General features: G+C 66.5%; 11 protein-coding genes. 4 read left to right on the plus strand and 7 right to left on the minus strand.

Annotated features, from left to right (window positions below; translation table 11 throughout):
* Positions 1–14 precede the first annotated feature (14 nt).
* A complete protein-coding gene (locus CR156_RS17745; protein WP_100553787.1) occupies positions 15–635 on the minus strand; it encodes a CDP-alcohol phosphatidyltransferase family protein in 621 nt (206 codons plus the stop codon).
* A gap of 213 nt (positions 636–848) precedes the next feature.
* Here CR156_RS17745 and purH point away from each other — a divergent pair, with 213 nt between their 5' ends.
* The 4 genes from purH to purD are packed head-to-tail and all read left to right on the plus strand — an operon-like array spanning position 849 to position 5,711.
* Positions 849–2,432, plus strand: a complete 1,584-nt coding sequence (gene purH / locus CR156_RS17750; protein ID WP_100553788.1) for a bifunctional phosphoribosylaminoimidazolecarboxamide formyltransferase/IMP cyclohydrolase — start codon at positions 849–851, stop codon at positions 2,430–2,432.
* A 17-nt stretch (positions 2,433–2,449) separates the two neighbouring features.
* Positions 2,450–3,328, plus strand: coding sequence for a hypothetical protein (locus CR156_RS17755; protein ID WP_100553789.1), 879 nt, complete (start codon positions 2,450–2,452; stop codon positions 3,326–3,328).
* Between the two features lie 16 nt (positions 3,329–3,344).
* The gene (locus CR156_RS17760; RefSeq protein WP_100553790.1) at positions 3,345–4,379 is read left to right on the plus strand and encodes a virulence RhuM family protein; all 1,035 of its coding nucleotides are present in this window, start codon (positions 3,345–3,347) and stop codon (positions 4,377–4,379) included.
* A 48-nt stretch (positions 4,380–4,427) separates the two neighbouring features.
* The gene (purD, locus tag CR156_RS17765) at positions 4,428–5,711 is read left to right on the plus strand and encodes a phosphoribosylamine--glycine ligase (protein WP_100553791.1); all 1,284 of its coding nucleotides are present in this window, start codon (positions 4,428–4,430) and stop codon (positions 5,709–5,711) included.
* Between the two features lie 204 nt (positions 5,712–5,915).
* On the opposite strand, the gene rpoH is transcribed toward purD, so the two are convergent.
* The 6 genes from rpoH to rhlB all read right to left on the minus strand — a co-directional run bounded on the left by rpoH (position 5,916) and on the right by rhlB (position 12,111).
* Positions 5,916–6,791, minus strand: coding sequence for an RNA polymerase sigma factor RpoH (rpoH, locus tag CR156_RS17770; RefSeq protein ID WP_100462199.1), 876 nt, complete (start codon positions 6,789–6,791; stop codon positions 5,916–5,918).
* 254 nt (positions 6,792–7,045) lie between these two features.
* Positions 7,046–7,771 (minus strand): uracil-DNA glycosylase, encoded by a 726-nt coding sequence (ung, locus tag CR156_RS17775; protein ID WP_100553792.1) that lies wholly within the window; start codon positions 7,769–7,771, stop codon positions 7,046–7,048.
* A 9-nt stretch (positions 7,772–7,780) separates the two neighbouring features.
* Entirely contained in the window at positions 7,781–8,623 is an 843-nt protein-coding gene (locus CR156_RS17780) for a response regulator (protein ID WP_100553793.1), read from the minus strand.
* A 7-nt stretch (positions 8,624–8,630) separates the two neighbouring features.
* On the minus strand, positions 8,631–9,578 hold the full coding sequence (gene ftsX / locus CR156_RS17785) for a permease-like cell division protein FtsX (RefSeq protein ID WP_100553794.1): 948 nt from the start codon (positions 9,576–9,578) through the stop codon (positions 8,631–8,633).
* Positions 9,579–9,580: 2 nt separating this feature from the next.
* On the minus strand, positions 9,581–10,267 hold the full coding sequence (ftsE, locus tag CR156_RS17790) for a cell division ATP-binding protein FtsE (protein ID WP_025878609.1): 687 nt from the start codon (positions 10,265–10,267) through the stop codon (positions 9,581–9,583).
* Positions 10,268–10,383: 116 nt separating this feature from the next.
* Positions 10,384–12,111 (minus strand): ATP-dependent RNA helicase RhlB, encoded by a 1,728-nt coding sequence (gene rhlB, locus CR156_RS17795; RefSeq protein ID WP_100553795.1) that lies wholly within the window; start codon positions 12,109–12,111, stop codon positions 10,384–10,386.
* Between the last annotated feature and the right edge of the window lie 246 nt (positions 12,112–12,357).

Here is a 12,357-nt window from a genome sequence, read left to right on the forward strand (position 1 = left end):
AAGTCTTGTTGTGTTTACCGCTGCGGTGTCGCTGCGGCTTCCTTCAATCCCTGGCGTACGCGGCCGGCCATCGTCAGCACGCACAGCAGCGCAGCCAGTGCCGCGACTGCGCTGACCACGGTCGCACCTGCCCAGCCAAACGCCAGCAGCAGGCCCAGCACGCCAATCACGAACGCGCGGTCGCTCTTGCCCATCGGGCCGTCATAGCGGCGGCTCGCTCCGACCATCAAACCCAGTACGCCGGCGTACTCGCTCAGCGCGGCGGCCCAGGCCAGCAGCCACAGTGCCTCCGCACGCACGCCCGGTACGCTGAGCAGGCTCAGGTACAGCGCCGCGTCGGCGATCACATCGCACAACTCATTCAGATAGGCGCCCAGCCGCGATTGCTGGCCGAACTCGCGGGCCAGCATGCCGTCGACGGCGTTGAGGGCCATGCGCAGCAGCATCCACAGCGGCAGCGCCAGATACAGCAGCGGCTGGGCGGGGGCGCAGTACCACACGGCGGCAGCCACCAGCAGCGAGACCACGGCCGCAGCCACGGTCACCGCGTTGGCGGTGACGCCCATGCGGTACAGGCCGTGTACGGCCGGACGCAGCAGGTCCTGGAAACGTCCTTTCAATGCATAGATCGACACGATCTGAACCCGCTAATCCTTGGCAGTGCGGGCACAGCCTACCTGATTGCGACAGCGCCACGTATCGAATTGCTCCCAATGCCGGCCCATGCGGGCGCTGCCGAGCGGACCTCGACAGGGGCCTGCACCGGCCAATTTCCCCCACCAGCGCCCGCCACCGGCCCCCACCGCCTACAATATCGGCCCCGCTCCGCTGCCGATTGCCCTGTCCCCATGACTGCTGATCTGTTGCCCGTCCGTCGGGCCCTCCTCTCCGTTTCCGACAAGACCGGCCTGGTCGAGCTGGCCACCGCGCTGGCTGCACGCGGCGTGGAGCTGCTGTCCACCGGCGGTACCGCCAAGGCGATCCGCGATGCCGGCCTGGCCGTGAAGGACGTTGCCGAGGTCACCGGCTTCCCGGAAATGATGGACGGCCGGGTCAAGACCCTGCATCCGATGGTGCACGGCGGCCTGCTGGGCCGTTCCGGCCTGGACGACGCCGTGATGGCCGAGCACGGCATCGGCGCCATCGACCTGCTGGTGCTGAACCTGTATCCGTTCGAAGCGGTCACCGCCAAGGCCGACTGCTCGCTGGCCGATGCGGTGGAGAACATCGACATCGGCGGCCCGGCGATGCTGCGCTCGGCGGCCAAGAACTTCGCCCGCGTGGCGGTGGCCACCGATCCGTCGCAGTACGCCGAACTGCTGGCCTCGCTCGACGCCAACGACGGTCAGCTGTCGGCCGGCACCCGTTTCGCGTTCTCGGTAGCCGCGTTCAACCGCGTCGCCCAGTACGACGCGGCGATCAGCAACTACCTGTCGGCGGTCACCGCCACCGACGCTGCCGTGCCGGCGCGGGCCGAGTACCCGGCGCAGATGAATTCCACCTTCGTGAAGGTGATGGACCTGCGCTACGGCGAAAACCCGCACCAGAGCGGCGCGTTCTACCGCGACCTGCATCCGGTGCCGGGCACGCTGGCCACCTTCCAGCAGCTGCAGGGCAAGGAGCTGAGCTACAACAATCTGGCCGATGCCGATGCGGCATGGGAATGCGTGCGTCAGTTCGATGCGCCGGCCTGCGTCATCGTCAAGCATGCCAACCCGTGCGGCGTGGCCGTTGGTGCCGGCAATGGTGATGCCTACGAACTGGCCTACGCCACCGACCCGACCAGCGCCTTCGGCGGCATCATCGCCTTCAACAAGCCGCTCGATGCAGCTACCGCGCAGGTGATCCTGGATCGCCAGTTCGTTGAAGTGCTGATCGCCCCGGATTACGAACCGGCCGCGCTGGAATACGCGCAGAAGAAGGCCAACGTGCGCGTGCTGCGCATCCCGCACGGCGATGGCCTGAACAACTTCGACAACAAGCGCGTGGGCTCCGGCCTGCTGCTGCAGTCGTCGGACAACCGCGGCATGACCCGCGACGAACTGAAGGTGGTCAGCAAGCTGGCGCCGACCGACAAGCAGTTCACCGACCTGCTGTTCGCCTGGAAGGTCGCCAAGTTCGTGAAGTCCAACGCGATCGTCTATGCCAAGGACAACCGCACCATCGGTGTCGGTGCCGGCCAGATGAGCCGCGTGTACTCCGCGCGCATCGCCGGCATCAAGGCGGCCGATGCGAACCTGGTGGTGGAGGGCTCGGTGATGGCCTCCGATGCATTCTTCCCGTTCCGCGATGGCATCGACGCTGCAGCCGCGGCCGGCATCAAGGCGGTGATCCAGCCGGGCGGCTCGATGCGCGATGCCGAAGTCATCGCCGCCGCCGACGAGCACGGCCTGGCCATGGTGTTCACCGGCGTCCGCCACTTCCGCCACTGATTACTGGAGCGACACGGATGTCTGCAGTCTCTTTGAAACCGCTCGCCGTGCTCGCCTTCGTTGGCACGGCGCTGCTGGCCGGCTGCAAGCCGGCCGCCGAACCCACCGCTGGCCCGCAGGCAGAGCCTGCAAAGGCGGCCACCACCGAGCCCACTGCCCATATCAGCCGCACCGCGCGGCTGCAGGCGTTCCTGACCGAACGCTACGGCAAGGACGCCAAGCTGTCAGGTGAGTGGCGCGGCACCTGGACCCAGGAAGGCGAAACCCGTCCCGTGGACTGGCAGGTCTGTGCCGAGCAGCCGGTGGTGACCGGCGACAGCTGGCAGCAGCTGCTGGCAGTGTGCGGCGCGCTGGCCGATGGCGCGCACATCGACCCGGGAACCATCGACTTCTTCGTGCTGCATCCCAAGGGCGAAGGCTTCGAAGTGGCGAGCGAACTGACCGGCGAGCGCTTCGGCAGCGGCGGTCAGCCCGGCAGCGCCAGCATCATCCGCGCTGGCAGCGACTTTTACGGCTTCCGCGTCGAAGATGGCTGGTTCGGCCAGGGCTTCTCGCTGCTCTCGCAGTCACTGATCCTGCCGGGGCCGAAGGGATTGGTCGCCACCGGCAACGTGCGCAGCCACATCGACAACGACGCCCAGTACGAATGCGACACCGTCGACGCCAGTACCGACGCTGACACTGTCGAGGACTGCCGGACCCGCCGCTTCAGCATCGACTTCGCGCTGCGTTTCGACGACAGCGACCGCAGCGCGCGCGTCTGGCCGCTGTTGATCGAGGAAACCGGCAACACCTGCGGCGGCAAGCGGGTGCGGCAGGAGCACCGCTTCACCCTGGACCCGAAGTCCTGGACCTATTCCTTCCCCGAATCACTGCGACGCGAAGGCTGCGAGTGAGGCACATCGACCGGCCATGAACAGTCCCCTCGGCGAACTGATCCTCTACCGCACCGACGACGGCCGGACGGAAGTCCATCTGCGCGCTACGGAGGGGACGGTGTGGATGACCCAGGGCGAGATGGCCGCGCTGTTTGATACGACCAAGCAGAACATCAGTCTTCACATCCGGAACGTCCTGCAGGATGGCGAGCTGAAAGCCGAGGGAACCGTCAAGGATTACTTGACAGTTCAAACCGAGGGCAAGCGCACGATCAATCGTTCCGTTCAGCTGTATCGATTGGAGATGATTCTGGCGGTCGGATTCCGCGTCCGGTCACCTCGCGGGAGCCAGTTCCGTCGATGGGCCAGCGACACCCTGTCCGAGTATCTGGTCAAAGGCTTCGTACTGGATGACGAGCGGCTCAAGGATGCCGAGCGTGCGGACTATTTCAAGGAACTGCTGCACCGCATCCGCGATATCCGCAGTTCTGAAAAGCGCTTCTATCAAACCCTGCGCGAACTGTTCAAAGTCAGCAGCTCCGACTACGACGGTAGCGCAGCCACCGCCAAGACGTTCTTTGCCACCATCCAGAACAAGCTGGTCTACGCTGTCACCGGCCGCACAGCGGCACAGCTGATTGTGGAACGCGCTGATTCCAACGCACCGCACATGGGCCTGACCAACTGGACCGGCGACAAACCCCGCAAGTCCGATGCAGTCGTCTCCAAGAATTACCTGCTTCAGCAGGAGCTTGAACAGCTCAACCGCCTGGTCTCCATGTTCCTGGATTTTGCTGAAGATCGCGCCGAGCGACGCGTAGAAACCCATATGCTGGACTGGATCAGGCAGACCGATCGCTTCCTTGACTTCAACGAGCGCGCCATTCTCGATGGCCCCGGCCGCGTGTCCAACCAGCAGATGGAAGCCATCATCACGGAGCGCTACGCAGAATTCGACGCGGCACGACGTGCGTCTGCAAGGATCGCGTCCGAACGCGAAGCCGAGCTTGATCTTGCGAGTCTCAACGCCGAGGCAAAACGCTTGGCGTCCAGCAGAAAGCCCATCTGACTGATTTCTCCGATCCCATCCACTTCTGTCCCCCAGGATCTCCACGCAATGAAAATCCTCGTCATCGGCTCTGGCGGCCGCGAACACGCCCTGGCATGGAAGCTGGCCCAGTCCTCCCGTGTCACTGAAGTGCTCGTAGCGCCCGGCAATGCCGGCACCGCCAACGAAGACAAGTGCCGCAACGTCGCGGTGAAGGTCACCGACATCGATGGCCTGCTCGCCCTGGCCCAGGCCGAAGGCGTGGCGCTGACCGTGGTCGGCCCGGAAGTGCCGCTGGTAGCCGGCGTGGTCGACCGCTTCCGCGCCGCCGGCCTGCGCATCTTCGGGCCGACGGCTGCCGCCGCGCAGCTGGAAGGCAGCAAGGCCTACGCCAAGGATTTCCTGGCACGCCACAACATCCCCACCGCGTTCTATTCCGTGCACACCGAGGTGGACGCGGCACTGGCCTACCTGCGCGAGAAGGGCGCGCCGATCGTGGTCAAGGCCGACGGCCTGGCCGCCGGCAAGGGCGTGATCGTGGCGATGACCCTGGCCGAAGCCGAAGACGCGGTGCGTGACATGCTTTCGGGCAACGCCTTCGGCGATGCCGGCGCGCGCGTGGTGATCGAGGAATTCCTCGACGGCGAGGAAGCCAGCTTCATTTCGATGGTCGACGGCGTGCACGCACTGCCGATGGCCACCTCGCAGGATCACAAGCGCGTCGGCGACGGCGACACCGGCCCGAACACCGGCGGCATGGGTGCGTACTCGCCGGCCCCGGTGGTCACGCCCGAGGTGCATGCACGTGTGATGCGCGAGGTGGTCAACCCGACCGTGCAGGGCATGATCGCCGACGGCATTCCGTTCACCGGCTTCCTCTACGCGGGCCTGATGATCGATGCCAGCGGCGCGCCGAAGGTGATCGAGTTCAACGTGCGTTTCGGCGACCCGGAAACGCAGCCGGTGATGCTGCGCCTGCAGTCGGACCTGGTGGAGCTGGTGGAAGCGGCGATCGATGGCCGCCTGGACCAGGTCGACGCGCAGTGGGATCCGCGCCCGTCACTGGGCGTGGTGCTGGCAGCCAAGCCATACCCGGAAGCGCCCATCACCGGTGAGGTGATCTCCGGCCTGGATGAGGTGCCGGCAACGGCCAAGGTGTTCCATGCAGGTACGACGCTGGATGCGCAGGGCCAGGTGCTCAGCGCCGGCGGCCGCGTGCTGTGCGTGGCTGCACTGGGTGACAGCGTGCGCGACGCGCAGGCGAACGCGTATGCAGGCGTGGCAAAGGTGAGCTGGGCCAATGAGTTCCACCGCAATGACATTGGTTGGCGCGCGATCGCACGCGAGGGGTGAGGTCCACGCGGCATCAGGACATCCACGCATGGCGTGGATCTACTGGATCTTGCCGCATCCACACATGGGGTGGATCTACGGTGCGATTCGTTCATGCAGGGTGTGGGCCCGTAGTAGATCCACGCCATGCGTGGATGAAGCCACCGCCGAAAGGAAAAGGCCCGGCATTGCCGGGCCTTTTCGTCAATCAAGCGCGTCACCACCTTACGCGGTGAACAGCGCCTTCATCTTCTTCAACGCGTTCGCTTCAACCTGGCGGATACGCTCGGCGGACACGCCGTACTCGTCTGCCAGCTCCTGCAGCGTCACCTTGCTGTCCGCATCCAGCCAGCGGCGGCGGATGATGTCGCGCGAACGCGCATCCAGTTCCGCCAGGCCTTCGCGCAGCAGCTGCATCTGGTTGTCTTCGCTGTCCTCGCGCTCGTAGGCCATCGACGGATCTTCGTCATTGGCCACCAGATACGCAGCCGGCGACGGCGGCGCGTGGTCGTTGTCTTCGTCGGTCGGCGCATCGAAACCGATATCGCGGCCGGACAGGCGCGATTCCATTTCCAGCACTTCGCGCTCGGAAACGTTCAGGTCCTTGGCCACCGCGGTGACTTCAGCCGCGTTCATCCAGCCCAGGCGCTTCTTCGACTTGCGCAGGTTGAAGAACAACTTGCGCTGCGCCTTGGTCGTGGCGACCTTGACGATGCGCCAGTTCTTCAGGATGAACTCGTGCATCTCGGCACGAATCCAATGCACGGCGAAGGACACCAGGCGCACGCCCATGTCGGGGTCGAAGCGCTTGACCGCCTTCATCAGGCCGATGTTGCCTTCCTGGATCAGGTCGCCCAGCGCAAGGCCGTAGCCGTTGTAGCCGCGGGCCACGTGCACCACGAAGCGCAGGTGCGAATGCACCAGCTCACGGGCAGCGTCCAGATCATTGCCGTCGCGGAAGCGACGGGCCAGGTCCTGTTCGTTATCGACCGACAGCACCGGGATCTGGTGCACGGCACCGATATAGGCGTCCAGCGAACCGAGCGCACTGGGAATCGGCAGATTGTTTGCCACAAGGGCAGTAGAGGTGTTCTGGCTCATAGGCACCCATCTTAGCAGTCGGGGAATTGGACTGCTAAAGGAGGAAAAAGTTCCAGCATTCCACTGATGAAACACTGGTCCCAAACAGAGCCCTACCGTAACGCGATTTGATGACAGTGGCGAGCGCGCTTTTCGGGATACACAATCCCTTGGAATTCAACCCACTAGCCTGGAAAACACGGCCATTCCGGGTCAAAGGGAGCTGAACAGGCGGCGGTTTCGCCCTTCAATCACCGGGCGGCGTTGCCCGCCGTTCAGCCCGATGGCGCCAGCGACGCCCGCGGCGGCAGCGACCAGTCGATCGGGGCCTGCCCACGGCGCTGCAGGTACTCGTTGGCCATCGAGAAATGACGGCAGCCAAGGAAGCCACGGTGGGCCGACAGCGGCGAGGGATGCGGCGATTTCAGCACGCGGTGGCGACCGCCATCGATCACCTTGCCCTTCTGCTGCGCGTAGGCGCCCCAGAGCATGAACACCAGGCCCTCGCGCTCGCGGTTGAGCACATCCACCACGTGATCGGTGAAGCCTTCCCAGCCGCGCCCCTGGTGGGCACCGGCCTTGCCCTCTTCCACCGTCAGCACGGCGTTGAGCAGCAGCACGCCGCGCTGTGCCCAGGGAATCAGGCAGCCGTGGTCGGGGCGCGGGATGGCGAGGTCACCCTCGATCTCCTTGTAGATGTTCAACAGCGACGGCGGCACCGGCACACCCGGCTGCACCGAGAAACTCAGGCCATGGGCCTGTCCACGACCGTGGTACGGGTCCTGGCCGAGGATGACCACTTTCACCTGATCGAACGGGGTGGCATCGAACGCGGCGAAGATCTGCGGGCCGGGCGGAAACACCGCCGCGCCGCTGGCCTTGCGCTGCCGCAGGAAGCTGGACAGCTCGCGCATCTGCGGCTGCAGCAGGTAATCGCCTACACGCTGTTTCCAGCTCGGTTCCAGCTGGATCGCTGGGGTGTCCACTACTTCATCGATCATCGCAACACGTCATCGCAACAGGGGTCCATCATTCAACCGGGCCAGCCGCAGCTGGAACAGCACCTTGGTGATCAACAGACGCTCTTCGATCGGCTTCAGCACCAGGTCGTTGGCGCCAGCCTGCAGCAGGCCGGTCTGGTTGTGCGGATTGCCATCGCCGGTCATCACCAGCACCGGCAGGCGGCGCTTGCCGTAGCCGAAGTCCACGCGCACGCGCTGCACCACGTCGCGGCCGCTCAGCTCTCCCTTCAGGGTCACATCGGTCAGCACCAGGTCGATGCGATGGCGGCTGCGCCCCAGCGATTCGGCGGTCAGCAGGGTGAACGCTTCTTCGGCGCTGACCACATGCATCACGTTGAGCTGCTGGCGCTCGAGCATGCGCTTGGTCGCCTCGGCCACCACCCGGCTGTCCTCGATATAAAGGATGGTCGCGCCGGGAATGGTCTGCGGCTGCACGTAGCCGCGCACGAACGTCGCCAGAGCCTCGTGGCCCAGCGATTTGTCGAAGTAGTCGGTGACGTACTCGGTGAAACGGCGTTGCTCCAGGTGCTGCTGGGCATCGCCGGAGACCACGATCACCGGCACATAGGCCTGGCCGGCGGCTTCACGCACCGTCCGTGCCAGCGCCAGCCCGTCGCCATCGCGCAGGGTCAGCGAGGTGGTGACCAGATCGACCGGGCCCTGCGCCAGCGCATGCTGGGCGTCCTCGATGCTGTCGCAGCCGATCACCTCCACGCCCGGCAGATCGCGCTGCAGCACGTCGGCGATCAGCTTGCGCACCAGCTTGGAACCGTCAACCACCATCACCCGCGTCGCGGGCCCTTCAAGGTGCTTCAGCGCTTGCGGTTGCATGCCGGTCTCAGGTGTCGGTCGGGCGGGTCTGGCGGAGGAAGTGACCGGTCACCAGCCACGCACCCAGCCAGCCCAGCAGCAAGGTGCCGAGCAGCACCAGGCTGCCATGCAGCAGGTCCAGGCCATGCAGCACGAACGGGCTGCCATAGCTGCGCGACAGTTCGGCCAGGGGTGCGCGCAGGGCGGCACCGGCAATGCCGATCAGGCCCAGCGCAACCGCGCCGGCGCCCAGGCCATACCAGGCGCCCAGGTACAGGAACGGGCGGCGGATGAAGCCATCGCTGGCGCCGAGCAGCTGCAGTACGCCGATTTCCTCGCGGCGGGCCTGGATGTCCAGGCGCACGGTGTTGCCGACCACCAGCGCGGCGCCGACGCCGAGCAGCACCGACAGTACCTGCACCAGCCGCGCGCCGAACGCGAGCCATGCATCCAGGCGCTGGCGCCACAACGCGTCGTGCTGCACCAGGTCCGCCCCGGGCAGGCTTTCCAGCGCGCGCGCCAGCCGAGCATCGTCCTGGCCCTGACCGGGGGTGATCACCAGCAGCGAGGGCAGCGGGTTGTCGTTGAGTGCGTCGATGGCCTCGCCGAGACCGGCCTGGCGCAGTTCCTCCAGGCCCTGTTCCGGCGTGCGCACGGTGACACTGCCCACATCGGGACGATCGCGTAGTTCACCAGCCAGGCGCAACGCACCGGGGCCGTCGACGTCGGCCTTCAGGAAGACGTTGATGTCGCGCGACTGCTGCACGCTGCCGGCGAACTGCTTGAGGTTGTCCAGCGCGATCGACAGGCCCAGCGGCAGCGCCAGGGCCAGCGCCATGACCATCACGGTCAGCAGCGTTGCCCACGGTTTGCGGCAGGCGCGGCCGAGGCTGAACACCACGCTGTGCACGTGATGCTGGAACCACACGCCCAGGCGCGACGGCGCAGCGGCTTCGGTGTTTTCGTTCTTGGCCATGGTTACTCCGCCAGATCCTGCGGCGAGATGTCGTCCACCAGCCGGCCGTGGTCGAGGATCAGCACCCGCTTGCGCATGTGGCGCAGCAGCGGCAGGTCATGACTGACCACCAGCACGCTGGTGCCGCGCGCGGGCAGCTCGGCGAACAGGGACATGATTTCCGCGGCCAGGGTCGGGTCGAGGTTGCCGGTCGGCTCGTCGGCCACCAGCAGCTTGGGTTCGCCGACGATCGCACGGGCGATGCCGACGCGCTGCTGCTCACCAGCCGACAGCTGCGAGGGCAGCGCCTTCTCGCGGTGCCCCAGGCCCATGCGCTCGAGCACCGAACGCACGCGCTTGTTGATGTCGCCACGGCGGGTGCCGCGCAGGATCAGCGGCAGGGCCACGTTCTCGGCGATGGAGCGGTCCATCAGCAGGCGGTGGTCCTGGTAGACCGCGCCGACCGCGCGTCGATGCCGCGGCACATCGCCGCCGCGCACCTTCAGCAGGTTGCGCTCGTCGAACATCACCGCGCCGCGGCTGGGCCGCTCGTCGAGGTGGATCAACTTGAGCAGGGTGCTCTTGCCCGCCCCGGAGTGACCGGTGACGAACAGCATTTCGCCCGGCGCGACCTCGAAGCTGACATCGGTCAGGGCTTCGTGGCCACCGGCGTACTGTTTGCTGACATTGTCGAAGCGCAGGACACTCATGCCCCGATTATGCAGGACCGGCGCGACAGATCGGTAGCGCCGGGCCGCATGGTGGGTGCCGACCGTTGGTCGGCACACCCTTGATACCACCCGACCAACGGTCGGGTGCTACCGGATCAGTTGCCCGACAGCATCCGGCGGATCTTGCGGCCGATACGGGTCAGGAACGAGTCGCCGGCATCGGCGCTGGTACGCACCGGCTTGGCCACCACCTGCACCGGTTTGACCGGAGCGGCACCGTTGCCGTCGCTCGCCACGCCCTCGGCACCCTCGACCGGACGGCCGTGGCGACGACGACGACGCTTGCGCGGCTTGCGCTCGCCGTCCACCGCACCTTCCGGCGCCACCTCAGCGCGCGGCGGACGCGGGGCCTGCACGGCAGCGGCTTCGGCCGTCACCGCGCCCTCGACTGCTGCGGCGGCAACCTGCTCGCCTTCCACACGCGGCTTGCGCGGACCACGCGGACGGCGTTCGCCGCTGCGCTCGCCGTCGCGGCCACCACGCCCGGCGCCAGCACCGCTGCCGGAACGACCGCCACTGCGGCCGCCGCCACGACGCTCTTCCTCGGCGGCACGCGCTTCGCGTGCTTCGCGGAAGATCTGGCCGACGCTTTCGTTCTCGTCGCCTTCCTCACCCGGTGCCGGGGCGGCACGCTCCGGGCGCGGCAGCGAGGTCAGGATCTCGCTGGTGACCGCTTCAACCGGGATCTTCTGCTCGATGTAGGCCTCGATGTCCGGCAGGCCCATCGCGTAGCGCTCGCAGGCGAAGCTGATGGCATCGCCTTCCTCGCCCAGGCGGGCGGTACGGCCGATGCGGTGCACGTAGTCTTCGGCGTCGAACGGCAGGTCGTAGTTGTAGACGTACTTGATGCCGTCGATGTGCAGGCCGCGGGCGGCCACATCGGTGGCCACCAGGATTTCCAGCTGACCCTTCTGGAAGCGGTTGAGCAGGCTCTCACGCTTCTTCTGCGGCACGTCGCCGGACAGCACGCCGACGCGGTAACCAGCACGTTCCAGCGAGCGCGCCACGCGCTCGACGAACACCTTGGTGTTGACGAAGACCATGGTGCGCGCGCCTTCGCTGCGCGACAGCAGGCCCAGCAGCAGCGGGATCTTCTCTTCGTCGGCCGGGAAGTAGATGCGCTGGCGCACGCGCGCGGCGGTGATGGTCTCGGCTTCAACCACCAGCTTCTGCGGCTCGTTCATGTGCTCATAGGCCAGCTCGAGCACGCGGTGGCTCAAGGTGGCGCTGAACAGCAGGGTCTGGCGGGTGGAGCGCTCCGGCATGCGGCGCAGCAGGAAGCGGATGTCCTTGATGAAGCCCAGGTCGAACATGCGGTCGGCTTCGTCCAGCACGCAGATCTCGCAGGCGTGCAGCGAGACCACCTTGTGCTGCTTGACGTAGTCGATCAGGCGGCCGGGGGTGGCGATGATCACGTCCACGCCCTGCTGCAGGATCTCGCGCTGCTTGTCGTAATCCACGCCGCCGTACACCAGGGCGAAACGCAGGCCGAGGTCGGAACCGAACTTGACCGCATCCTTGTGGATCTGGATGGCCAGTTCGCGGGTCGGGGCCAGGATCAGCGCGCGCGGATCTTCCGGCTTGCGATCGGCCAGCGCCGGACGCGTCAGCAGGCGGTTCACGACAGCGACCAGGAAGGCCAGCGTCTTGCCGGTGCCGGTCTGGGCCTGGCCGGCGACGTCGCCACCGGGCAGCGCGACCGGCAGGGTCAGCGCCTGGATGGGCGTGCAGCGGGTGAATCCGGCTCCTTCAAGACCGGCCTGCAGGGCCGGATGCAGATCGAAGGAGGAAAAAGTCAAATCGGTCAGCGGTTTGTCGCTCATGTGTCCGTCTTGGTATGGCCACGCGCCTGCGGGCGGCGGCACTGAAATCTGTCTGGGGCTCCGTCGCAAACTGCGGCCCCTGCGGCGGGTCGGGCTGGCCGGGACCCCTCGGGTCCGCGCGCCGCACAATGCCCCAGTTTACCGCACTCGGGCCGGCAAACCGGAATCAGGCGTCTCAGAGCTTACGGAGACGCACCTCTTCACCCCGCAGTACCGCGCTTGAACAGCGGCGCATGCGCCCATGGC

This window comes from Stenotrophomonas lactitubi, assembly GCF_002803515.1.
Classification (GTDB): Bacteria; Pseudomonadota; Gammaproteobacteria; order Xanthomonadales; family Xanthomonadaceae; genus Stenotrophomonas; species Stenotrophomonas lactitubi.